Source organism: Megasphaera massiliensis (assembly GCF_036305205.1).
Classification (GTDB): Bacteria; Bacillota; Negativicutes; order Veillonellales; family Megasphaeraceae; genus Megasphaera; species Megasphaera massiliensis.
In genome coordinates, this window is sequence record NZ_JAXIXE010000015.1 from 18,937 (window position 1) to 42,296 (window position 23,360).

The 23,360-nt window shown below is 49.5% G+C and carries 22 protein-coding genes; 20 read left to right on the forward strand and 2 right to left on the reverse strand.

Annotated features, from left to right (window positions below; all coding sequences use genetic code 11):
* Positions 1-12 precede the first annotated feature (12 nt).
* The 18 genes from purF (at position 13) to UCI88_RS03445 (ending at position 17,559) form a co-directional block, all read left to right on the forward strand.
* The gene (purF, locus tag UCI88_RS03360) at positions 13-1,440 is read left to right on the forward strand and encodes an amidophosphoribosyltransferase (protein ID WP_044504034.1); all 1,428 of its coding nucleotides are present in this window, start codon (positions 13-15) and stop codon (positions 1,438-1,440) included.
* Complete coding sequence (gene purM, locus UCI88_RS03365; RefSeq protein ID WP_256180282.1) at positions 1,421-2,485, forward strand: phosphoribosylformylglycinamidine cyclo-ligase; 1,065 nt, start codon at positions 1,421-1,423, stop codon at positions 2,483-2,485. Before purF ends, purM begins: the two co-directional genes overlap by 20 nt.
* On the forward strand, positions 2,478-3,092 hold the full coding sequence (purN, locus tag UCI88_RS03370) for a phosphoribosylglycinamide formyltransferase (protein WP_256180281.1): 615 nt from the start codon (positions 2,478-2,480) through the stop codon (positions 3,090-3,092). The genes purM and purN overlap by 8 nt, the downstream gene beginning before the upstream one ends.
* A 13-nt stretch (positions 3,093-3,105) precedes the next feature.
* A complete protein-coding gene (locus UCI88_RS03375) occupies positions 3,106-3,711 on the forward strand; it encodes a hypothetical protein (protein ID WP_049917316.1) in 606 nt (201 codons plus the stop codon).
* Positions 3,711-4,985 (forward strand): phosphoribosylamine--glycine ligase, encoded by a 1,275-nt coding sequence (purD, locus tag UCI88_RS03380; RefSeq protein WP_256180280.1) that lies wholly within the window; start codon positions 3,711-3,713, stop codon positions 4,983-4,985. Before UCI88_RS03375 ends, purD begins: the two co-directional genes overlap by 1 nt.
* A gap of 90 nt (positions 4,986-5,075) precedes the next feature.
* Positions 5,076-6,629, forward strand: a complete 1,554-nt coding sequence (locus UCI88_RS03385) for an acyl CoA:acetate/3-ketoacid CoA transferase (RefSeq protein ID WP_256180279.1) — start codon at positions 5,076-5,078, stop codon at positions 6,627-6,629.
* An 11-nt stretch (positions 6,630-6,640) separates the two neighbouring features.
* On the forward strand, positions 6,641-8,026 hold the full coding sequence (gene fumC / locus UCI88_RS03390; RefSeq protein ID WP_256180278.1) for a class II fumarate hydratase: 1,386 nt from the start codon (positions 6,641-6,643) through the stop codon (positions 8,024-8,026).
* A gap of 139 nt (positions 8,027-8,165) precedes the next feature.
* Complete coding sequence (gene mscL, locus UCI88_RS03395; protein WP_044504028.1) at positions 8,166-8,618, forward strand: large conductance mechanosensitive channel protein MscL; 453 nt, start codon at positions 8,166-8,168, stop codon at positions 8,616-8,618.
* Positions 8,619-8,853: 235 nt separating this feature from the next.
* Positions 8,854-9,306 (forward strand): DUF3290 domain-containing protein, encoded by a 453-nt coding sequence (locus tag UCI88_RS03400; RefSeq protein WP_044504027.1) that lies wholly within the window; start codon positions 8,854-8,856, stop codon positions 9,304-9,306.
* An 8-nt stretch (positions 9,307-9,314) separates the two neighbouring features.
* Entirely contained in the window at positions 9,315-9,959 is a 645-nt protein-coding gene (locus UCI88_RS03405; RefSeq protein WP_256180277.1) for a DUF421 domain-containing protein, read from the forward strand.
* 168 nt (positions 9,960-10,127) lie between these two features.
* Positions 10,128-10,556: a MarR family winged helix-turn-helix transcriptional regulator gene (locus tag UCI88_RS03410; protein ID WP_044504025.1), complete on the forward strand. Its 429-nt coding sequence runs from the start codon at positions 10,128-10,130 to the stop codon at positions 10,554-10,556.
* Between the two features lie 11 nt (positions 10,557-10,567).
* Entirely contained in the window at positions 10,568-11,263 is a 696-nt protein-coding gene (locus UCI88_RS03415) for a YczE/YyaS/YitT family protein (protein WP_256180296.1), read from the forward strand.
* 13 nt (positions 11,264-11,276) lie between these two features.
* Positions 11,277-11,618 (forward strand): D-ribose pyranase, encoded by a 342-nt coding sequence (gene rbsD / locus UCI88_RS03420; protein WP_256180276.1) that lies wholly within the window; start codon positions 11,277-11,279, stop codon positions 11,616-11,618.
* A gap of 474 nt (positions 11,619-12,092) precedes the next feature.
* Entirely contained in the window at positions 12,093-13,511 is a 1,419-nt protein-coding gene (gene rhaB / locus UCI88_RS03425) for a rhamnulokinase (protein WP_044504018.1), read from the forward strand.
* Positions 13,512-13,617: 106 nt separating this feature from the next.
* On the forward strand, positions 13,618-14,853 hold the full coding sequence (locus UCI88_RS03430) for an L-rhamnose isomerase (RefSeq protein ID WP_256180275.1): 1,236 nt from the start codon (positions 13,618-13,620) through the stop codon (positions 14,851-14,853).
* A gap of 36 nt (positions 14,854-14,889) precedes the next feature.
* Positions 14,890-15,708 (forward strand): rhamnulose-1-phosphate aldolase, encoded by an 819-nt coding sequence (gene rhaD / locus UCI88_RS03435; protein ID WP_256180274.1) that lies wholly within the window; start codon positions 14,890-14,892, stop codon positions 15,706-15,708.
* 27 nt (positions 15,709-15,735) lie between these two features.
* The gene (locus tag UCI88_RS03440) at positions 15,736-17,088 is read left to right on the forward strand and encodes an MFS transporter (RefSeq protein ID WP_044504015.1); all 1,353 of its coding nucleotides are present in this window, start codon (positions 15,736-15,738) and stop codon (positions 17,086-17,088) included.
* A 153-nt stretch (positions 17,089-17,241) separates the two neighbouring features.
* Entirely contained in the window at positions 17,242-17,559 is a 318-nt protein-coding gene (locus UCI88_RS03445) for an L-rhamnose mutarotase (RefSeq protein ID WP_065360405.1), read from the forward strand.
* 109 nt (positions 17,560-17,668) lie between these two features.
* Here UCI88_RS03445 and UCI88_RS03450 read toward each other — a convergent pair whose 3' ends face one another.
* Positions 17,669-18,424, reverse strand: a complete 756-nt coding sequence (locus UCI88_RS03450; protein WP_044504013.1) for a DeoR/GlpR family DNA-binding transcription regulator — start codon at positions 18,422-18,424, stop codon at positions 17,669-17,671.
* 490 nt (positions 18,425-18,914) lie between these two features.
* On the opposite strand from UCI88_RS03450, the gene UCI88_RS03455 reads away from it, so the two are divergent.
* Both UCI88_RS03455 and fucO read left to right on the forward strand, forming a co-directional pair.
* Positions 18,915-20,867, forward strand: a complete 1,953-nt coding sequence (locus tag UCI88_RS03455) for a sigma-54-dependent Fis family transcriptional regulator (RefSeq protein WP_256180273.1) — start codon at positions 18,915-18,917, stop codon at positions 20,865-20,867.
* 232 nt (positions 20,868-21,099) lie between these two features.
* Positions 21,100-22,251, forward strand: a complete 1,152-nt coding sequence (fucO, locus tag UCI88_RS03460; protein WP_044504011.1) for a lactaldehyde reductase — start codon at positions 21,100-21,102, stop codon at positions 22,249-22,251.
* A 212-nt stretch (positions 22,252-22,463) separates the two neighbouring features.
* Here fucO and UCI88_RS03465 read toward each other — a convergent pair whose 3' ends face one another.
* A complete protein-coding gene (locus tag UCI88_RS03465; RefSeq protein WP_256180272.1) occupies positions 22,464-23,342 on the reverse strand; it encodes a LysR family transcriptional regulator in 879 nt (292 codons plus the stop codon).
* Positions 23,343-23,360: the final 18 nt, after the last annotated feature.

Consider the following 23,360-nt stretch of genomic DNA (forward strand, 5'->3'; position numbering starts at 1 on the left):
GAGGTTTAATTCATGTTTTACGATCCGATTTGGGATAAGCAGCATGAAGAATGTGGCGTCTTAGGGATTTTTGATAAACACCTTGATATTCCCCGCTACGTATATTGGGGGCTCTTTGCCCTGCAGCACCGCGGCCAGGAAAGCGGCGGCATTGCCTTGACTGACGGCCAGGATATCCATACCTACCGCGGCATGGGGCTCATCAGCACGGTCTTTGCCGACGGCGTACCGGAAGAAGAAGGGGGGCCTGTCGGTATCGGCCACGTCCGCTACTCGACGACCGGTTCCAATAACCCGCGCAATATCCAGCCCTTGGCGGTATATACACCGATGGGACAGTTGGCTCTGGCTCATAACGGCAACCTGACCAATACCCGGGCTCTCCGCGAAGAACTCGACCGCGGCGGCGCTGCTTTCCAGACGACTATGGATAGTGAAATCATCGTCAACCTCATCAGCCGCAGCCAGAAATCTACCATTGAAGAACGTATCATGGAAAGCATGAACCGCATTCAAGGTGCCTACTCTTTGGTTCTCATGACCAAAGACACCCTTTATGGCGTCCGTGACCCTTATGGTTTCCGTCCGTTGTGCATCGGCCGTACCGATGAAGGCGGTTGGGTCCTGGCTTCGGAAACGTGTGCCCTCGACGCCATTGGCGCTAAATTCGTCCGCGACGTCCATCCCGGCGAATTCGTTCAGATCAATGAAAACGGGGTCAAATCGACGATCTTCGCCAAGGCACCGCGCAAGCAGGTATGTTCTTTTGAATACATCTATTTTGCCCGTCCCGACAGCGTCATCGACGGTCAGGACGTCTATCAGGCCCGCCTGAACATGGGTCGTGAAATGTGGAATGAAACCCAGTACGATGCGGATATCGTCATCGCTGTCCCCGACAGCGGCAATACGGCAGCCATCGGCTACTCCCAGGCTTCGGGCATTCCTTTCAAACATGGTCTCATCAAGAACCGCTACATGGGCCGTACCTTTATTAAGCCGAATCAGAAACAGCGTGAATTAGCTGTCCGCATGAAACTCAACGTCGTTAAATCCGTCGTAAAGGGCAAGCGCATCGTCATGGTCGACGACTCCATCGTCCGCGGCACGACGAGCGGCATCATCTGTAAGCTCCTGCGGGAAGCCGGTGCCAAGGAAGTCTATATGTGCGTTTCGGCACCGCCTATCAAATATCCCTGCTTCTACGGCATCGATACGTCGGTCCGCAAGGAACTCATTGCGTCGACCTTCAGTCAGGAACAGATTCAAAAATACATCGGCGTCGACAAGCTGCACTTCATTTCCATCGACGGCCTGAACCGGGCGATTGAACACATTCCTCAGGAAGATATGTGCTTAGCTTGCTTCAATGATGATTATCCTACGGATACGCCGCAGACGAACGAGGAAGGAGAAAAATATGCTCTCGAACACAAATAAAGGTTTGACCTATGCCGATGCCGGTGTCGATATCGACGCAGGCAATAAAGCCGTCGAATTGATGAAAGATTCTGTAAAAGCTACGTACCGTCCCGAAGTCCTTGGGGACCTCGGCGGTTTTGGCGGCCTCTTTTCGCTGATGGACAGCGATATTAAAAAGCCAATCCTGGTCAGCGGTACCGATGGTGTCGGTACGAAACTGCGCCTGGCCATCCTGATGGACAAGCACGACACGGTCGGTCAGGACTGCGTGGCCATGTCCATCAATGACGTCCTCGTTCAAGGTGCGGAACCCTTGTTCTTCCTCGACTACATCGCCGTCGGCAAGCTCGATCCGGTTCAGGTTGCCTCCATTGTAAAAGGGGTAGCCAATGCCTGCAAAGAATCAGGCTGCGCTCTCCTCGGCGGTGAAACGGCAGAAATGGCCGGCTTCTATGCTAAAGACGACTACGATTTGGCCGGCTTTGGCGTCGGCATCGTCGACCGCGACAAAGTCATTACCGGCGAAACGATCAAGGCCGGCGACGTCCTCATCGGCTTGCCGTCGACGGGGGTTCATTCTAACGGTTTCTCCTTGGTCCGTAAGATCGTCTTTGAACGCCAGCAGATGAAACTCGACCAGTACGTCGATGAATTGGGCATGACCATCGGTGAATGCCTGCTCACGCCGACCCGCCTCTATCCGCGTCCGTGCCTGCCGATCATCAAAAACTTTACCGTCAAAGGCATGGTCCACATCACCGGCGGCGGCTTCTATGAAAATATTCCCCGCGTCCTGCCAAAAGGCGTCGGCGTCGATATCGACGTCACGTCGTGGCCGCAGCTGCCTATTTTCTCGCTCCTGCAAAAGTGGGGCGGCGTCGATGCTAAAGAAATGTACCGCACCTTTAACATGGGTATCGGCATGATCATGATCGTCGACGAAAAGGATGCCGACAGCATTCTTAAGAATTTGGCTGACCGCGATGAAAAAGCCTACGTCATCGGCAAGGTCGTAGACTCCGACGTACCCGTTACTTTGCGGGGAGGCGTGTTCCATGACTAAGAAAAAGATGGTCATCTTTGCCTCAGGCCGCGGGTCCAATGCCATCGCTCTCCATGATGCCGTCGAAGCCGGTACCATCAAGGCTGATATTAAAGCCTTGGTCTGCGATATCCCCGGCGCGCCGGTCATGGATCGGGCCCGGGAATGGGGCGTACCGGTCATCTTAGCTGACCGCAAGGCCTTTGATTCGAAAGAAGCTTTTGAAGCATACATCCTCGACGCCATTGCCCCTTATGAAGCCGACATCATCTGCCTGGCCGGCTTCATGCGGCTCTTGAGCGGCGATTTCATCTCCCATTATGAGCACAAGATGCTCAATATCCACCCGGCCCTCTTGCCGTCCTTCCGCGGCCTCCACGCCCAGCGTCAGGCTATTGAAGCCGGCGTCAAGATTGCCGGCTGCACGGTTCATTTCGTCGTGCCTGATATGGATGCCGGCCCGATTATCCTGCAGTCTTCCGTGCCGGTTTATGAAGATGATACGGAAGATACGCTGGCGGCTCGGATTCTGACTAAAGAACATCCGACATACATCAAGGCAGCGGCTCTGTTTTGTGACGACAAACTGACGGTCCGCGGCAATGTCGTCATGGGAACTCAGGAATAGGAGGAAGGTTAGCATGAAGGTAAAACGCGCACTCATTAGTGTATCTGATAAAACGGGCGTCGTCGAATTGGGCAAGGCCCTGGCGGCTCTCGGCATTGAAATCATTTCGACGGGCGGTACCATGCGTACGTTAAAAGAAGCAGGCGTACCGGTCATTGCCGTTCAGGACGTAACGGGCTTTCCGGAAATGATGGACGGCCGCGTCAAGACCCTTAATCCGAAGATTCACGGCGCTATTTTGGCTGTCCGCGATAATCCGGAACACGTCAAAGCCATGAAGGATCACGACATTACGCCAATCGATTTGGTCGTCGTCAACCTCTATCCGTTCCAGCAGACCATTGCCAAACCGAATGTCACCTTGGCCGAAGCCATTGAAAACATCGACATCGGCGGTCCCTGCATGGTCCGTGCTTCGGCGAAGAATAACAAATATGTCGCCATCGTAACAAATCCCGACAAGTATAGTGAAATCATTTCCATCCTCCAAAAAGACGGTGCCTTTTCCGATGAATATCGCTTGGAATTGGCGCAGGAAGCCTTTCATCATACGGCTGTCTACGATACGGCTATCGCAGCGTATCTGGCGGAACAGGTTGAGAAGGGAGCTGCAAAGTAATGAAGGTAGCAGTCATCGGCGGCGGCGGCCGCGAACATACCCTGGCTTGGAAATTAGCTCAGAGCCCGAGTGTCGATGCCTTGTACGCCATTCCCGGCAGCGCCGCTATGGCGGATATCGCCAAATGCGTCGATATTTCCTTGTCTGATCTTGAAGGCATTGCCGACTACGCCGTTTCTGAAGGAATCGATATGCTCGTCGTCGGTCCGGAAGTACCCCTTACGGAAGGCTTGGCGGACATAGCCCAGGCCAAAGGGCTGGCTGTTTTCGGTCCCAATAAAGCAGCGGCTCAGATGGAAGGCTCCAAGGTCTTTGCCAAGAATCTCATGAAGAAATACCGGATTCCGACGGCAGCCTATGAATCCTTTACCGACGGCGATGCCGCCAAAGCTTACATTCATGAACAAGGCGCTCCCATCGTCGTCAAGGCTGACGGTCTGGCTGCCGGCAAGGGCGTCGTCGTAGCCCAGACGGAAGAAGAAGCTGTTGCAGCCGTCAATGCCATGATGGAAGATCACATCTTTGGGGCTTCCGGCGGCCGCATCGTCATCGAAGAATGCATGGTTGGTGAAGAAGCAAGCCTTCTTGCCTTCGTCGACGGCAAGACAATTGTGCCCATGATTTCAGCTCAGGACCATAAGCGTATCTTCGATAACGATGAAGGACCCAATACGGGCGGCATGGGGGCTTACGCACCGGCTCCGGTCTTTACGCCGGCTATTCAAAAAGTCGTAGAAGACACGATTTTACGGCCTGTCGTAGACGGCCTCAAGGCCGAAGGCATTACCTATCAGGGCTGCCTCTACGCCGGCCTCATGATTACAAAAGATGGCCCGAAAGTCGTCGAATTCAACTGCCGCTTCGGCGACCCGGAAACGCAGGCTGTCCTGCCCCTCCTCGACGGAGACTTGGCACAGATCATGTATGCCTGCACGAAGGGAACTTTGTCGCCTGATATGGTTCACTGGAAAGATGCTTCGGCCTGCTGCGTCATCATGGCCTCTGCCGGGTACCCGGCTTCGTCTCATAAGGGCGATGTCATCAGCGGCCTCGACGGTATCGACAGCGACGATACGATGGTCTTCCATTCGGGAACGGCCAAACAGGACGGGGCCTATGTGACCCATGGCGGCCGTGTTCTCGGTGTAACGGCTGTGGCACCGGACCTTAAAAATGCCATTGAAAAGGCTTATGACAAAGTGGATAAAATCCACTTTGACGGCCAGCAAGTTCGCCGCGATATCGGTGCTAAAGGATTAAAACATTTGTCGTAATCGCTTACGATTCACAAAGCCCCTTTATGGTAAAGGGGCTTTCTTTCTAAGAAGATAAAAGGTTTGTATCAAAGCGACAGGAGGGGGCATATGGTACAATTTATCACACCTTATGAGGCAGCGCGATTGGTCCGTAATGACACGACCCTGGCTGTCAGCGGCCAAGCCGGATTCGGTACACCGGACGGATTGTTCAAGGCTTTGCATGACCGATATGCCGAAGAGGGGCATCCGCGCAATCTGACGTTAGTGAAAATTACCGGGACGAGCGACGGTTGGGGACGCGGCGGTGATCGTCTGGCAGCCAAAGGCCTTTTGGGGACGATCATTACCAGTCACTTCGGTGCCGAAAAAAAATTAGCCGATAAGGTGACAGCGAATGAATGTTTAGCTTATACCGTACCGGCGGGAACCCTGTTGGACTTGTATAGAGCCTTGGCTGCCGGACGAAAAGGTGTTTGGACCGATATCGGACTCCATACCTTGGCCGACCCGCGCCTCGACGGCAGCAAGGCCAATGACAAGACGATGGCCGAAGGAAAGGATATCGTTCGCCTGGCTCATATCGAGGGAGAAGAGTACCTCTATTATCCTGCCTTTCCCCTCGATATTTGCTTCATTCGCGGCTCTTTAGCCGATGAAGACGGTAATATTTCCCTTGAGCGGGAAGCCATGATCGGCGAGCAGTTTGAAGTCGCCGCAGCGACGCGCCAGTCAAAGGGAATCGTCGTCGTCCAGGTAGAAGATGTCGTACCTCGGGGACGCCTTGACTCGCGATTAGTGAAGATTCCTCATTTTCTCGTCGACTACATCGTCGTGCCCCGTCCGAAATATCACGTCCAAAGCTTTGCCGCCAGGGGCTATCGGCCCGAACTGAGCGGTGAAAAACGGATGGTTATCCAATCTTTGCCGCCTCATCCCTTGGATAACCGGAAAATCTGTGCCCGCCGGGCGGCGATGGAACTGAAAAAGGGCGACGTCATGAATCTTGGTATCGGCATTCCCGAAATCATCGGTGCCGTTGCGGCAGAAGAAGGATTCGGTCCGAGTCTGACCTTGGCGGCTGATTCGGGCATCATCGGCGGTATTCCCTTATCGGGACTCGATATGGGCGCGGCCATCAATGCAGAAGCCGAATTGAAGCTGTCTGATATGATTAATATCTGTCACGGCGGGGTCCTCGACCTCTGCGCCTTAGGGTTGGCGGAAATCGACGTCCAAGGGAATGTCAATGTCTCGAAATTCAACGGCCGTGTTACCGGTCCCGGGGGCTTTATGGATCTGACACAGGCTACGAAGAAGTTGATTTTCATGGGAACCTTTACGGCCGGTCAACTGCGGGAACACTGTGAGGGCGGAAAATTAATCATCGACCATGAAGGACGTTATAAGAAATTTAAGAAGACGGTCGAACAGATTACCTTTTCCGGGACCTATGCTGCGGCTCGGAATCAAGACGTCCTGGTCGTGACCGAGCGAGCTGTGTTTTGTTTGACACCAGACGGCTTGATGCTGACCGAAATCGCACCGGGTATCGATATAGAGCGGGATATCATAGCCCAAATGGAATTCAGACCACTCATGGCAGCTGACTTAAAAACGATGGATGCTCGTATTTTTTATCCGTCTGCCATGGGAATTTAAAGGAGGATACTATGGAATATCGTATTGAAAGAGACTCGATGGGAGAGATTAAGGTCCCGGCAGACAAGCTCTGGGGCGCTCAGACCCAGCGGAGCTTTGAAAACTTTAAAATCGGGACGGAAAAGATTCCTGCCGAAATGGTCACGGTCTTTGCCTATCTGAAAAAAGCAGCCGCCCTGACCAATAAGGAACTGGGCGTCGTCGATGCCGATAAGGCCGATGCCATTGCAATGGCCTGCGATGAAATATTGGCAGGGAAACTCGACGGCAATTTCCCCCTGGCCGTTTGGATGACCGGAAGCGGGACCCAGTTCAATATGAACGTCAATGAAGTCGTAGCCCATCGGGCAGCGGCTATCCTTAAAGAGGCGGGCAAGGAACAGCGCGTCCACCCAAACGACGACGTCAACCATTCACAGAGTTCGAATGATACCTTCCCGACGGGCCTTCACATGGTCGGGGTTCTGCTCATCGAACAGCAGCTGTTTCCGGCTATGGATGCCCTCTATCAGGCCCTGCGTGATAAGCAGGAAGCCTTTAAAGACATCGTGAAGATCGGCCGCACCCACCTGCAGGATGCGACTCCCTTGACCCTGGGACAAGAATTCAGCGGCTGGGCCCGCATGATTGAACGCAATAAGGAAATGCTTCGCTGTGGCGTCGATTTTCTCCGTGACCTGGCTATGGGTGGCACGGCTGTCGGTACGGGTATTAACTGTCCGAAAGGCTATGACCGCCGCTTTGCGGAAATCGTCAGTGAATTGACGGGGACGACCTTCCATACGGCACCGAATAAATTCCAGTCCCTGACCAGTAAAGATGAACTCGTTGCCGTCCACGGCATGCTGAAAGGCCTTGCCTGCGACCTCATGAAAATCGCCAATGACATTCGCTGGCTGTCATCGGGACCGCGCTGCGGCATCGGCGAAATCCGCATTCCCGAAAACGAACCGGGCAGCTCCATCATGCCCAGCAAGGTCAACCCGACGCAGTGTGAAGCCGTGACCATGGTTGCCGTCCAGGTCATGGGCAACGATGCGACCATGGGTATCGCCGCCAGCCAGGGCAACTTTGAATTGAACGTCTTTATGCCGGTCATTGCCTACAACCTTATCCAGTCGATCCGCTTGTTGTCGGACAGCATGGAATCCCTGCGCAAGCACTGCATCGTCGGCATCGAGCCCAATGAAGAACGGATCGAGACCAATCTTTACAATTCTCTGATCCTGGTCACTGGCCTTGTACCCTTAGTCGGTTACGATAAGGCCTGCACCATTGCCAAAACGGCGGCGAAAGAAGGCTTGACCCTCAAAGAATCAGCCCTGAAACTGGGATGGGTTACGGCTGACGATTTCGATAAGGCCATGGATCCAGCGAAGCTGGCCGGTATCCGGTAACAGCCCTTTGGCAATTTCGATGCAAAATAGAAAATAATTTGTACTAAATCTCTCCAAAACCTTTTGCACTTTTTGAGAAGTAGTGATAGAATAGATGTACCAATATCTCATCATTATATTTTGAATAGGAGTGGATAGCATGGGTTTTATTAAAGAGTTTAAAGAATTCGCCATGCGGGGGAATGTCCTTGATATGGCAGTCGGCGTCGTTGTCGGCGGTGCTTTTGGCAAAATCGTTACGTCTCTTGTCAATAACATCATCATGCCGCCAATCGGTGTGCTCCTCGGCGGAATCGATTTTTCTGACTTCTTCATTCCTTTGAGCATGAACGGCGAAAAGGTAGAAACTTTGGCCGATGCCAAAGCCGCCGGTATCCCGGTTATTGCTTACGGCTCTTTCCTCAATACGATTCTTGAATTTTTAATTATTGCCTTCGCTATTTTTATCGTCATCAAGCAGCTCAATCGTTTGATGCCCAAACCGGCACCGGTTGCAGATCCGCGCCTGTGCCCCTTCTGCCGCCAGCCTATCGCTGACGATGCCACGCGCTGCCCGCACTGCACCAGTGAATTGCCGGCTGCCAATAACTGATTCATCGCTGTCGATGATATATCTGCTTAAAGGGATAGGCCTGTACTCTTTCATGCAGATGCGTTCCGGAAAGGGACTCATCGTCGGCCTTTATATGCTATGATGGAAACAGCCTGCTGTCTGTGACGGCAGGCTGTTTTTTATCAGTCGACGATTGTCGGAAGCGGTCTTTTCAGTTGATTTTTTTGCAAAAGATTTGCTACAATAGAAAAACAAAGGGAAAGGGGGATCCTTCTTGCAGTTTTATACGTATGCTTACCTGCAAAGCCAGGCTCAGGTCAGTTACTTATTTCAATACGGACTGATTTTCTTTATTTTAGTAGCCTTGGTCATTATCACTGCCAAATACATGCGCAACCGCCTGCAGTCGAAGTACCGTGATTTGAGCATCATCCTGCTCTTGATCGGCTTATTCTTAATCGGTTCCAATTGGGACAGTTACAGCCGCCAGCGGGAAACGAGGGAGAACACGTCGCGGATGATGCAGTTTCTCGATACCTTCAGCGACAATATGACCTTATCGGAGTCGGATATTGCCGTTAATTCATTGCGCTTGCAGGACGGGATGCTGATTAAGATCCGTGACGATTACTATCGCATCGATTTTAACAGCAGTTATACAGCCTACCGCATTAACCGAGTCTATTTAATTCAAAAAGACGTCAAACTCGTCGACGTTCCGCACTAGGAGGGGCCATGTTTCCGTATTCTATGATTTTCGCTAAACTGGGTCTGGGACTATTGGCCCTTATTTTACAGATTAATCTCTTGGGAAAGCGCAATCTGGCACCGACGTCGGCTTTGGATCAGATACAGAATTACGTTCTCGGCGGCATTATCGGCGGCGTCATTTATAATGACACGATCAGTATTTTTCAGTTTCTCATGATTATGGTCGTCTGGACGATTCTGGTCATGACCTTGAAATACTTAAAATCTGTCAGCCGTCTTATTCGCATCCTCGTCGACGGCAAACCGGTCATCCTCATCGAACAAGGGGAACTCCAGACGGAAACCTGCCTGCGTTCTGGCATCCAGGCCTTTGAGTTACAGATGAAGCTGCGAGCCATGGGAGTCCAGCGCATCCAAGACGTCAAGCGGGCTGTCCTCGAACAAAATGGTCAGTTGACGGTCGTTCAAATGGGGGAAGACAACATCCGCTTTCCCATCATTGCCGACGGTCAGATCAATACCGACGTCTTGGTGCTGATCGACAAAGATTCGGAATGGCTCACGCAGGAATTGACCCGCCATGGCTATGAACCGCGGGATATCTTTTTAGCGGAATACCTCGACGGAGAAGTGATTCTGTACCCCTATCCGCCCAATTCCCATGATTAATCCCAGGCACGATGGTTTTTCTTTGAACCGTCGTGCTTATTTTTTTGTCGATTCTTGATTATTGATGCCCTAAGCCTATTGACTTTTTTGAATCAGAGATTATAATAATAAAGTAGTTTGAATTGCAACTATTTAGTTTGAATTAAAACCAATAAAGGAGAGCCTGACATGGATCAAGAAGCCCTGCATATTTTATTATTAATCGGATTTCATCGTTCGAATCGGGAAATCAGTCACTATATCAAACAAGAAGGCCTCATGCCCGGTCAGCCTAAGATTTTAGAATACTTATGGTTCCATGACGGGGCCAGTCAGAAAGAAATCGGACAAGAATGCATCATCGATAAGTCGACGGTGACGAGCCTTTTGAAGCGGATGGAAAAACTGGAGCTCATCCGAAAAGAACCCCGTCCCGATGATCAGCGCGGCGTCTCTATTTTCATGACCGAAAAGGGCCGGGAAAAAGCTAAGCGTATCCGCGAAATCATCTATGGTCTCGACGACTTCATGTGGCAGGGCATTGAGCCGGAAGAACGGCAGCGATTCATGGAAACCTTTCGTAAAATCATTAAAAATCAAAAGAAATGGGGAGATTAATTTTGCGTCACATGCACTATAAAGGAATTCGGATTCCTGTATTTATCTTAAGTATTTTAATCAACGCCTTGGGCATCGACCTCATTATCGTTGCCGGATTCGGGTCATCGCCCATATCAAGTGTTCCTATCGTCATCAGCCTGTATTCGAATTGGACCTTTGGTCAGATAACTTTTTTTGCGAATATCTTGTTTATTGCTGCTCAAATCGCTTTGTTGCGGCGGCAATTCCATCCTATAGAAGCCCTTCAGTTGGGTATCAGCGTTATTTTCAGCGTTGCCCTCGACCTGTATATGCCTTTTTTGTCGGTGCTTCAGGGCCATTCCTGGCCTCTGGCAGGAGTGATCCTGATCATCGGTTGTGCCGTCCTGGCCTTCGGCATCTGCCTGGAAGTGGCCTCGCAGGTCCTCATGGTCCCCGGTGACGGCATCGTAAAAGCCATTGCTCAAACTGCGAATATCCGCATGGGTACGGCCAAAGTGGCCTTCGATTCGACACTGGTTGCCATGGCCTTGGGCCTATCCCTTTTCTATGGCGGTTCTCAGACCTTTGCGGCTATCGGAGTTGGGACCATCGTATCGGCCATGACCGTTGGGAGACTCGTTAATTTCTTCAACCGCCGCCTGTTCTTTATTGAACGGTTGGCCCGTCTGTCGTTAGAAGATCAAAACGAAAGCCCTGTGGCCTTGGCGAAAGAAGCTTCGTAAGGTCTCACTAGCGTTGCATAAAGATCGATTCTTTCTCTGTGATGCCGGCATGCCTATTCCCAGCGGGGTACCCATCATTGATTTAGCCGTCGTCGGCGGTGTACCGACGTTCCGTCAAGTATTCGACGCCATCATGGACGAAATCGTCGTCGAAAGATATGTGCTCGCTGAAGAAATTAAAGAAACGAATCCTACGATTTTGGAGCACTTACGAGATACCTTAAAAGGGGCCGAAGAAGACTTTATTCCCCATGTGGATTTAAAGAAAGAATCGGCGCACGTTAAATTTGCCGTACGGACCGGTGAATTTTCCTACTATCCCAACGTCATTTTGCAGGCCGGCGTCTGCTTTTGATGATGATATAAAAAAACTTCAGGAACAGATAAGTCTAAAAAACCTCCGAAAGTTAGAATTATAAAAATCTAACTTTCGGAGGTTTTTTTGCGTTGTATCGGGCCGGGCGAATGGGCAGGGGATACGAGAGGGTGATGTCTTAATGGCCATATAAAGCCATTTTCTCCATCGTTTTGGGGACTGAAGACGGCGACTGATGTTGGGGTGAGATTCGATCAAAGCCATCTTTCTTGTGAAAACCAGATTATATTTTTTAAGAAATCCGCTATTAATATGTAAAGAATATTGATAAAAAGAGCTTTATATCTTGCTTTTAATGCATAACAAAAGTAAAAACATATGAAAAAAGAAAGAATGTTGACTTTTACATAGTTTAAATGTAGTATAGTTATTGTAAAAACCAAGTAAACAAAGAAGAAAACAGGAAAACAAGAAAAATGTAAGTGGTTTATTGATGGGAAAGGAAATGGGAGTATGTCAGATATAAAGTATTATTTGGCGGTAGATATCGGCGCTTCGAGCGGTCGTCATATCCTTGGCTGGGTTGATAAAGGAAAGATTCGCATAGAGGAAATTTACCGCTTCGAGAATAAGCTTGTAAAACAGAACGGTCATCTTTGCTGGGATCTTGAGCATCTCTTTCAGGAGGTCGTCGAAGGGCTTAAGAAGTGTAAGGACCTTGACCGCATTCCCGAGAGCGTCGGCATCGATACCTGGGGCGTTGATTTTGTCCTCCTCGATAAGGCCGGCCAGGTCATCGGCGATACGGTTGCTTATCGCGACGGACGTACAAAGGGCATGGATGAGGAAGTTTATAAGACGATTTCCGAAGCGGAACTTTACAGTCGCAATGGCATTCAGAAAATGATGATTAACACCATCTATCATTTAATGGCCATCAAAAAAGAAACACCGGAAATACTGGACAAGGCAGAACGTTTTCTGATGATCCCGGAATATCTTAATTATCGACTGACCGGGATTGCCATGAATGAATACACTAATTCAACAACATCACAACTGATTAATGCAAAAACACAGGATTGGGATTTTGAACTCCTTAAAATGCTGGGCCTGCCGACAAAAATTTTTGGTGACATCCATATGCCGAAGACGCTGGTCGGCCCCCTTTCAAAAGAAATGGAAGCGTGCGTCGGATTCAAGACCCATGTTGTCCTTCCGGCCACACACGATACGGGTTCGGCAGTCATGGCAGTCCCGACGAATTCCGATGACAGCATTTATCTGAGTTCGGGAACCTGGTCGCTCATGGGAATTGAACGCCTGATTCCGGATTGTACCGAAATGAGTCGAAAGCATAATTTTACGAATGAAGGCGGATACCATTATCGCTATCGCTATCTCAAGAATATCATGGGAATGTGGATGATGCAGAATCTGCGCCGCGAGTTTAAGCATCCGTACACCTTTGACGAACTTTATGAACTCGCCCATATCGGCCGCTATTTTACATCGACAGTTGATGTCAACGACAGCGCTTTCCTGGCCCCGGACAGTATGATCAAAGCCTTGCAGGATTATTGTGAAAGAACGAATCAGGAAAAACCGGAAACGGAATGTGAACTCCTGTATTGTGTCTATCGGAGTTTGGCAAACTGCTATGCCAAGACCGTTGCCGAAATCGAGGAAGTCACGGGCCGTACGTACGATACGATTCATGTTGTCGGCGGCGGTTGTCAAGATAAATTCCTGGACAGGCTGCTTGCCGAGGCGACAGGCAAAACGGTGTATGTCGGGCCGGTAGAAGCGACGGCTATCGGCAATATCATGGCGCAGATGCTGGGTGCTAAGGTCTTTGAAGATTTAAAGGAAGCACGGCAGGTCGTAGCCAAGTCCTTCGATGTGAAGCGCATCGAAAATCAATTCGAGTAATTCCGGTTCCATAACCGGAGCGATTAAGATGTTGGAAGTTATAAATATTATATATCAGGTGATGTACGTCACCTCAAGGTTACAGGATTTATAGGAGGTTTTCATTATGTCGAGATTTGAAGAAGCAAAAGAAAGTTACGCATCGATAGGTGTGGATGTAGAAAAGGCCTTACAGAAACTGCAAGATGTACGTATTTCCATGCATTGCTGGCAGGGCGACGATGTCTTAGGATTCGATTCGGACTCACTGACTGGAGGCATTGCGGCGACGGGCAATTATCCGGGCCGTGCACGCAATCCGGAAGAACTCATGCAGGATATCAAAAAGGCTTATTCTCTGATTCCGGCTAAGCACAAACTGAACCTTCATGCTTCGTACCGGATCACCGGTGAAAATATTGATCGTGATCAGATCGAGCCGAAACATTTCAAGGCATGGGTTGATTTTGCGAAAGAAGAAGGCATCGGCCTTGATTTCAACCCGACCTTCTTCAGTCACCGGAATGTTAAAAACAACATGACCCTTTCCAGCCCGGATAAGGATATTCGTGATTTCTGGATTGCTCATGGCAAAGCCTGCCGGAAGATTGCCAACTACTTTGGTGAAGAACTTGGCATCACGGCTCTGGACGACATCTGGATTCCCGATGGGACAAAGGATGTGCCTGCTGACCGTTTGGGACCTCGTCAGCGCCTCAAGGAATCTTTGGATGAAATCCTTTCCGTGAAATATGACCGTAAGAACATCGCCGACGCGGTGGAAGGAAAGGTTTTCGGTATCGGCGTTGAGTCGTACACCGTAGGCTCTCATGAATTTTATATGAATTACGCCGCCAAGAATGGCATCATGTGTCTCCTGGATACGGGTCATTACCATCCGACAGAAGTCGTTTCGGATAAGATTTCTTCGATGCTGCTCTTTAACGACAGTTTAGCCCTTCATGTGAGCCGCCCGGTCCGCTGGGACAGCGATCATGTTATCAAGTTCGATGATGAGCTCAAGGAACTGGCAACGGAGCTCGTCCGCTGTAATGCCCTCGACAAGGTGTTCATCGGCCTTGACTTCTTCGACGCCAGCATCAACCGTGTTGCAGCCTGGGTTATCGGCATGCGCAACATGCAGAAAGCTTTGCTCTACGGCCTCTTGACACCGAACAAAGAACTCAAGGAAGCACAAGATGAAGCCGATTTCACGCGGGTCCTGCAGGGACTGGAAGAAATGAAGACGCTGCCCTTCGGCGATGTCTGGGCTGAGTTCTGCAAACGCAACGAGGTCCCCGTTGACGGTCGGTGGTACTCCGTCATTACGGATTACGAAAAGGACGTTCTGTCCAAGCGATAAGAGAAACTATAATTTGAAATAAAGAAGGAGTCAATCATGGATATCAAAGATTCAACATTTATGGAAGGTTTTAAGCGCCTGACGGCAGATGCATTTCAGAAAGGCTGGCATGAACGAAACGGCGGCAATTTGACGTATCGTGTCAAAACAGAAGAAGTCGACGCCGTCAAGGAATCGCTGCACGACGTGAAAGAATGGCAACCTATCGGTAATACCGTTCCCAGCCTTGCCGGGGAATATTTCCTGGTTACGGGAAGCGGCAAATATATGCGCAACGTCTCATTGGCACCGGAAGAAAACACGGCCCTCATAAAGATCGACGAAAAAGGCGAGAATTATGGCATTGTTTGGGGCCTGGTCCATGGAGGGCGGCCTACCAGTGAACTGCCGACACATTTGGCAGCCCATGAACTGAAGAAAAAGATGACCAACGGGACGAACCGCATCATTTATCACGCACACCCGACGAATCTCATTGCCCTGACCTTTGTCCTGCCCCTGAAGGATAAGGAATTCACGCGTGAGCTTTGGGAAATGGCCACGGAAGATCCCGTCATCTTCCCGGAAGGTATCGGTGTCGTGCCCTGGATGGTACCGGGCGGCAAGGAAATTGCCGACGCCTCGGTTAAACTGATGGAGAAATACCGCGTCGTCGTCTGGGCCCATCATGGCCTGTTCGTTTGCGGCGATACCTTTGATGAAGCCTTCGGACTCATGGATACGGTTGAAAAAGCTTCGGAAATTTGTGTCAAAGTCTTATCGATGGGCGGTAAAAAACAGACGATTCCTCGGGAGGGCTTTATACAGCTTGCTAAGGATTTCCATATTGATTTGAATACGGAGTTATTGGATTAATCATTTTTATAAAGGGAGGAAAAGGCTATGTTAGGTGTAAAAGTCGATTACGAGATGTCTGCTTGGAAAAAGACCTTAATTGCCGGGCTCATCAGTTACATCGATGCCGGTTCCATCGTAGCAGGGGCTTCCGGACTGTCGATGTGGCAAGGCTATCTCGGCATGAGCAGTGTGCAGATGGGCCTTCTGGCTGCGCTGTCATCGAATACGGGAGGGGCTGCCATCGGGGCGCTGATCGGGGGTAAGATCTGTGATAAGTATGGCCGTAAATTCGTTTATAACTACGCACTTCTATTTTATATGATCGGCGTGGCGATGATTTGCCTGGCAACGAACTATCCCCTGTTCCTGCTCGGTTACGTCATTGTCGGGTTAATGGTCGGCGCCGATGTCGTCGCTTCATGGACCTTCATTGCGGAAGAAGCGCCGTCGAAAAATCGTGCCAAACACTGCGGTTCAGCCCAGGTTGCCTGGATGCTCGGGCCTGTTGTCGTATTCCTCGCATCCATTCCGCTCAATTCGATGTTCGGCCTTCTCGGTAACCGTATCATCTTTGCCCATTTGATCGTCGTTGCCGGCTGGATTTGGTATCAGCGTTTGAAGATGCCGGAATCGACGGAATGGACAGAAGCCCATAAACGGGAACAGGAACTTGCGGCAAAAGGCATTAAAGTTCGTAAGGTCCATTATGGCGATATCCTTCACGGTACCTGCCTCAAGACGGTGGTCATGCTCTGTGCCGTTTATACGCTCTGGAATCTGGCTGCCAGTACGAACGGATTCTTCATGCCTTATGTGTACGAACACCTCGGTAAGCTCTCGAACGCCATGTCTTTGTTCCTGACGGCCTTGAACTTTGCCGTTTGTATCTTGACGACTTTCATCTTTATGTACACGGGCGATAAATTTAATCGCCGCAAGGTCTTCGGTATTTTTTCCGGTCTCGGTGTCATCAGTTGGTTCGTTTGGGCCCTGCCGGCGAACATGATGCAGATGTGGATGCTCTTCTTCTTCACCATTGTCTGGGGATTCTCGATGCAGCAGCAGTTCTATCAACTTTGGAGCTCCGAACTCTTCCCGGTCCGTTATCGGGCAACGGCACAGGGATTCACCTTCTTTGTCACGCGTTTCTCCGCCGCTGTTTGGGGCTTCCTCGTTCCTATCCTGATGGAAACGGTCGGTTTCCAGGTCGCCGCGATGATCATGATCGGATTCGTATTTATCAGCTGGGTTGCCGGTACCTTCTTTGGTTCTGATGCCCGCGGCCTGACCCTTGATGAAATCACGAAACAGCGCTATGACCACGAAATCGATGAAAATGGCTGGTTTGTCAAACCGGTCGAACATAATGTCAATGCCATTCATCCGGTAGGAAAATGACAGCCGTCTGCATACGATTGAGGTTTAGCGTATAAGATGAAAAAGAGCCTTCGCCGCTCCCAAACGATTCCTTTTGTCGGGCAATTGGAGAAGGGGGAGACGAAGGTTCTTCTTTTTGATCATTTTGATGAACATGTAAGGGAGGTTTTTTTGATGGAACGTTTTGCATGGAAAGCGACGGTCAAAGAGGGAAAACTCGATGAATATAAATATCGTCATGCCCATATTTGGCCGGAAATGAAGCAGGTACTGAAGGATGCCGGTATTTCAAACTATACGATATGGAATGTCGGAAATGAACTGTTCGGCTATTTTGAATGCGAAAAAGGGGTGGCTTATGCCGAAGCCTATCAGGCCAAGAGCGCTGTCGTTGACAAGTGGAATGAGTACATGAAGGATGTCATGGTCATGGAAATGGATCCAACGACGGGGGCACAGCCGAAGATGCAGCAGGTATTCTTCCTGCCTTGAAATCGTTTCCTAAAAATAAAAAACGAATTTCTTATGGACATGAAATGACCTCCTAAGATTAGATCCGAACATCTAATTTAGGAGGTCGTTTTTTGTAAATCAGCCTTTGTCAGAAGATTAAGTTGATCTGTTTATCTGCCAGAAATTCCTGCCATTCCTTAGAAGGCGGGACATCGGTGACGAGGGTGTCGATGCGTTCGAAATCATCACATTTAACAAACGCCGTTTTGTCAAATTTCGAATGGTCGACCAATAGGATCGTATTGCGGGCCTGCTGCATCATGATGCTTTTGACGCGGCTTTCGCTTTCGTTGGATTCCATAATGCCCTTGTTCAAGTCGATGCTCTTACAGCTGATAAAGGCAAAATCGACGTAGTATCGGGTAAGTGTTTCACAGGCTATGGAATCTGTCAGGGCACAGGAGCTGTCGCGCATCGTGCCGCCTGTGCAGATCATTTTGAAGCCGCAGCCGATGAAATCGTTCATGAGACGGATGGAATTGGTAACGACCGTGATATTACGCTGATTCTGAAGGCGCTGCAAGAGTGCTTGGCAGGTCGTGCTGGAATCCATCATGATCGTGTCGCCGTCTTGGATCAGGCTTGCGGCTTTGTCGGCGATGAGCAGTTTGCTTTCATTGTTTATGGAGCTGCGACGCGTATAAGAAAGTTCATCACTCGTGCTTTCCGTTATCACGGCACCGCCGTAACTGCGGCTGAGCAACTCCTGTCTTTCCAGTTTTTCCAGGTCGCGGCGGATTGTTTCTTCGGTTACTTTGAATAACTTAGCAAGTTCTGAGACGTAAACTTTGCGGTCAATTCGAATCTTTTCCATGATTTTTTGTCTGCGTTCTAATCCCAGCATGATAAGCTCCTTCTTTCTCTTGTTTTCTGTTATCTTTTTCTATTTCCCAATGATTCGCTCTTATTATAGGGCAATTTGAGGATCAATACAATAGAAACAGATAAAAATAGACGTTTGATTTGTTGGATGTTGTCTCTCGGTTCACTTGAAAAGAAAGGTGTCTTCATAAAAAATGAGCGAAAGTACCCTGATAAGAGGAGCTGTTTGACTACGCCCATGCAGGGTATAAAAAAAGAGGATTTTTTCGGAGGACATAGACTTTGGATTTATTCGTATGGGAGGGAGCAAGGTGTTTTCAAGAAGGGCAGCGTGGTAGAATCGATAGGAGATCGGAAGGGCCCCCCTGCGAATATATTGGCAGCGACGTTATCCGAATAGAAATCTCCATAAAGTTTTTGTGAGACGTCCGAATCCATGATACAATCAAAAATATTTGATGTTTCGTGACCCTACATACACGTGACTTATTCTCTGTAAAGGAGGTATGGCAATGATAGATTTACAAGAACGGAAAAAAATCTGGCAGCGCTTCATCGAAGAGGGCATCTTGAGTAAACAATTGCCTCCGCTTATTGCCCGTTCATGGCAGGATTGCCGCAAGAAGGGAATCGATCCGTGGCACCGAAAAAATCTTCCCGTTGATTTAGAAAATCTAAATAGAAGTCGTCAAAAAAACAGATTATTGTTGCAAGTTGCCGGACCCATTATGCAAAGTGTCCATGAAATTGTCCGGGAATCCCATTCTCTTTTGGCCTTAATGGATAGTGCCGGCTGCGTGCTGCGTACCATTGGCGATGATACGATTTTGCAACATTCAGAAAATATTTTTTTTCATCCCGGTTCTGTGTGGAGAAATGATTCTGTCGGCACGAATGGTCCCGGGCTGGCCCTGGAATATGACAGGCCCGTACAACTTATCGGCGCAGAGCATTATTGCGCTGACCAACATAACTGGAGCTGTTCAGCAGCACCCATCCACGGGAATGACGGACAGGTGATCGGCGTTCTGGATCTTTCGGGCAGTGCGGCTGCCGCTCATCCCCATACCTTAGCCTTGGTGGTAGCCTGTGCCTTTAGTATCGAACAGACCTTGCGTTCTTATCACCAAAGCCATTTCATGAAAGCAGCCGCCAATGGCCTGCCGGAATCCATTCTTCTTTTAAATGATACCTTGAAAGTACGCTGGGCCAATGCCACGGCCTATCGTGAATTGGGCGTATCTCATAAGGAGCTGTCGGCCCTCGATTTCCGCCGTGTCCTGCCTCAAATCGACTGGCCTGCCATGCAGTCCGATACGGTGAGTGACAGCCCCTTGTATATGGATGATCTGGGCGTCGTTCTAGCCAAGAAAACACGTCACTTCAGTGCTACCTTATCCAAAACCTGCGATGCTACGGGACAAACTTATACGCTCATTCTGCGAAGACAGGAACACTTATTTCGGTCCGTTAACCGTGTAGCCGGCAATCAAGCAAACTATACCTTTCAAAATATTTATACGGCGGACTCCGCTATGTCTGAAGTCATTGATAAAGGCCGTCAATATGCCTACTATGACAGCACCATCCTTATTGAAGGGGAAAGTGGGACCGGGAAAGAACTCTTTGCCCAGGCCATCCATGCCGAGAGCCCCAGGCATAAAGGGCCTTTCGTTGCCGTGAATTGCGCATCATTGCCTCGAGATTTAATTGAAAGCGAATTATTCGGCTATGAAAAAGGGTCATTTACCGGGGCCCTTCGAGAAGGGAATCCGGGCAAGTTCGAACTGGCTGATCACGGGACTCTCTTTCTCGACGAAATCGGTGAAATGCCTCTGGAATTCCAAGCCAAGCTGCTCCGGGCTGTAGAGACGCTTTGCATTCGCCGTATCGGAGGCAAAGAAGAGAAAAAACTCGATGTCCGCGTTATTTCTGCGACCAATCGCTGCTTGGAGTCTGAAGTCGCAAAGGGAACCTTCCGCGGCGATTTATACTATCGATTGAACATTCTTAAACTGTCAATCCCGCCGCTCCGCAAGAGGCCGAACGATATCAGCTACTGTGCCAACCTGTTCTTGAAGCGCTTTAATACAAGCTATCCCGAACGGACTCGCCAATTATCTCCGGAGGCATTGAAGTCTCTTCTGGAATATTCTTGGCCCGGTAATGTCAGAGAGCTGCAAAATTGTATTGAACGAGCTTTCTACACCAGCTCATCGGCGATCATCATGCCCCATGACCTGGCTCTTCGCGACAGGCAGCCGGCAGATGATGTCCGACGATTGAACCCTCCTGTTGATGGGACAAATGCGGCAGAAAAAGCGGCACTCCTGCACTGTTTAGAAACTGCTTTTGGGAACGTACCGGCTGCTGCAAGTTCTTACGGAGTAAGCCGAGCGACTTTTTATCGCCTCTGTCATCGCCATGGAATTCGGCCTAAAGAAATCCGGCGGCGCCACCCGTAATCGCCCTTGAAAATGTCTCAAAAATCTCAAAAATCTCAAAAATTATCAAGACATTTGAGACTTTTTGAGATTTTTTTCTTTTCGTTTATCCTAAAGAAGTTCGTTAAAAAAATATAATAACGCATAAACTAGCCAATATAGTGATTTTATCTGTATTCCTGCCTTTGATTGGCACGGTAATTACATATATATTAATGAAAATAACTTATACAAGTTGTAGGAGGAATGCAAGATGGCAAATAAGATTACTTTAAATGAAACATCATACTTTGGTAAGGGGGCTATTCAGGAAATCGTCACAGAAGTTAAAAACCGCGGCTGTCAGCATGTTACGGTCATTACCGACAAGGATTTAATGAAATTTAAAGTAGCGACAAAGATTACCGATCTTTTCGATGCAAATGGCATCCAGTATACGGTTTATGATCGGATTAAGCCCAATCCGACGATTCAAAATGTTCAGGACGGCGTAGCTTTTTGTAAAGATGCAAAGACCGATATTATCGTCGCTGTCGGCGGCGGAGCAGCTATGGATACAGCAAAGGCAATCGCCATCATTTTGACGAATCCGGAATTTGCCGATGTCAGAAGTCTTGAAGGGGCGTCGCCTACGAAGAACAAGTGCTTGCCGATCATTGCCGTTTCAACGACGAGCGGAACGGCAGCTGAAGTTACGATTAACTATGTCATTACAGACCCTGAAAAGCATCGTAAATTTGTCTGCTGCGATCCCCATGATATTCCTGTCGTAGCCGTCATTGATCCGGATATGGTGGCATCCATGCCTAAAAAACTTTGTGCGGCTACCGGCATGGATGCCTTAGTTCACGCCATTGAAGGATATATTACCAAGAATGCTTGGGAAATGACGGATATGATGCACTTGAAAGCCATTGAGATCATTAGCAAATGGCTGCGTAAATCTGTAGAAGGGGATATGGAGGCTCGAGAAAAAATGGCCCTTGGCCAATACATTGCCGGTATGGGATTTTCGAACGTCGGCCTTGGTATCGACCATTCCATGGCCCATCCGTTAAGTGCTTTTTATGATATTCCTCACGGCGTGGCCTGTGCCATCCTCTTAGCACCTGTTTTGACATTCAACGCTTCTGCCACGGGGGAACGATATCGTGAAGTTGCTCGGGCAATGGGCGTTGCCGGCGTTGACGAAATGAGTCAAGACGAATATCGTAAAGCCGCCATTGATGCCTGCCAACAATTAGCAGACGATGTCGGTATTCCTCGAAAACTTTCCGACCTTGGCGTTCAGGAAAAAGATATTGATTTCTTAGCTGATTCGGCCATGGCCGATGCCTGCACGCCCGGAAATCCGAGAGACGTCGAAAAGTCCCAAATTGTAGATCTCTATAAGTCGATTCTCTGATATAGCGCACTATCAGACATAGAAAAAAATTACTCCCTTTTTAGTGGACCGGTAACTAAGTATATCCTGTTCACCTAGAAGGGAGTTTTCTTTTGGCACAAAAGGAAAGGTCGTTGGTATTTGCCATGAATCACTCATCCATAAGTCTTTTTCGCATAGGAATATTTGATGGTTTGCGCAGCTCCTTCTTTTGGGCAGGGCCCGTTTACAGGCTATTTTTGGGGATAGAGTCGATAGACGGTTTCTAAGAATTTCTGGCTGGCTGCCGAAAAGGCAGGATAGCGTTTCCAGGCCAGGTAATGACTGGTTTTTATGGGCGGATCGAGGGGGCGAAAGGCGACGGCCGGGTCGATGGTCGGCGACAGGAGGTCGCGGATGATGAGGACCAGGCCCGGGGTATAAAGGGCAAAGGGGACGGGGGTCCCGTTCATGACGTTGTAGGTGGCGATGATGTCCAATTGGTCGGAAACGGGCTTTGCCCAATCGAAGAGCATTTGGCGAATCCCTTCTCGTTGGGCAATGACCAAGGGGCGGCGGCAGATGTCTTTTGGAGTGACGGCTGTTTTTTTTGTCAGGGGATCGTCGCTTTTCATGAGCAGGCCCCAAAGGGAGACATCGGGCAGGGGATGCGATCCATACGTTGCCTTGTCCGGCCGGTCGAGGAGGACGATGAAATCCAGGCTGCCGTGGTCGAGGCGTTCGATGATGTCGGGCGCATCGCCGACATGGAAGGAAAAACGGATTTGCGGATACTGCTGATGAAGGGTTGACGCCGCTTCAAGGACGCCTTGACGCGGTGTACCGCCAATGGCGACGGTGCCAGTAATATCCTGGTCCGTTGAAGCGATTTCCTGCTCCGTCTTTTCAAGGAGGGCGACGATTTCTTCAGCTCGTTTTCGCAGCAAGATTCCGTCGGCCGTGAGGGTGATGCGCCGCTTTCCCCGTATTAAGAGCTGTTTTCCCAGTTCAGCTTCCAGTTCCATCAACTGCTTAGAAAGAGAGGGTTGGGCAATGTGCAGGGTTTCAGCGGCACGGGTAATGTTTTGTTCTCTGGCCGTGGCCAGAAAATAACGTAAGACGCGAATATCCATGAGAGTCTCCTTTCTTTT

Coding starts and splice junctions, on each gene's coding strand:
- mscL (WP_044504028.1), top strand. CDS start 8,166: ATGGGTTTTATTAAAGAGTTTAAAGAATTCGCCATGCGGGGGAATGTC.
- UCI88_RS03430 (WP_256180275.1), top strand. CDS start 13,618: ATGTCGAGATTTGAAGAAGCAAAAGAAAGTTACGCATCGATAGGTGTG.
- purD (WP_256180280.1), top strand. CDS start 3,711: ATGAAGGTAGCAGTCATCGGCGGCGGCGGCCGCGAACATACCCTGGCT.
- UCI88_RS03405 (WP_256180277.1), top strand. CDS start 9,315: ATGTTTCCGTATTCTATGATTTTCGCTAAACTGGGTCTGGGACTATTG.
- UCI88_RS03440 (WP_044504015.1), top strand. CDS start 15,736: ATGTTAGGTGTAAAAGTCGATTACGAGATGTCTGCTTGGAAAAAGACC.
- purF (WP_044504034.1), top strand. CDS start 13: ATGTTTTACGATCCGATTTGGGATAAGCAGCATGAAGAATGTGGCGTC.
- fumC (WP_256180278.1), top strand. CDS start 6,641: ATGGAATATCGTATTGAAAGAGACTCGATGGGAGAGATTAAGGTCCCG.
- UCI88_RS03385 (WP_256180279.1), top strand. CDS start 5,076: ATGGTACAATTTATCACACCTTATGAGGCAGCGCGATTGGTCCGTAAT.
- fucO (WP_044504011.1), top strand. CDS start 21,100: ATGGCAAATAAGATTACTTTAAATGAAACATCATACTTTGGTAAGGGG.
- UCI88_RS03455 (WP_256180273.1), top strand. CDS start 18,915: ATGATAGATTTACAAGAACGGAAAAAAATCTGGCAGCGCTTCATCGAA.
- purM (WP_256180282.1), top strand. CDS start 1,421: ATGCTCTCGAACACAAATAAAGGTTTGACCTATGCCGATGCCGGTGTC.
- purN (WP_256180281.1), top strand. CDS start 2,478: ATGACTAAGAAAAAGATGGTCATCTTTGCCTCAGGCCGCGGGTCCAAT.
- UCI88_RS03375 (WP_049917316.1), top strand. CDS start 3,106: ATGAAGGTAAAACGCGCACTCATTAGTGTATCTGATAAAACGGGCGTC.
- UCI88_RS03445 (WP_065360405.1), top strand. CDS start 17,242: ATGGAACGTTTTGCATGGAAAGCGACGGTCAAAGAGGGAAAACTCGAT.
- rhaD (WP_256180274.1), top strand. CDS start 14,890: ATGGATATCAAAGATTCAACATTTATGGAAGGTTTTAAGCGCCTGACG.
- UCI88_RS03450 (WP_044504013.1), bottom strand. CDS start 18,424: ATGCTGGGATTAGAACGCAGACAAAAAATCATGGAAAAGATTCGAATT.
- UCI88_RS03415 (WP_256180296.1), top strand. CDS start 10,568: ATGCACTATAAAGGAATTCGGATTCCTGTATTTATCTTAAGTATTTTA.
- rhaB (WP_044504018.1), top strand. CDS start 12,093: ATGTCAGATATAAAGTATTATTTGGCGGTAGATATCGGCGCTTCGAGC.
- UCI88_RS03465 (WP_256180272.1), bottom strand. CDS start 23,342: ATGGATATTCGCGTCTTACGTTATTTTCTGGCCACGGCCAGAGAACAA.
- UCI88_RS03410 (WP_044504025.1), top strand. CDS start 10,128: ATGGATCAAGAAGCCCTGCATATTTTATTATTAATCGGATTTCATCGT.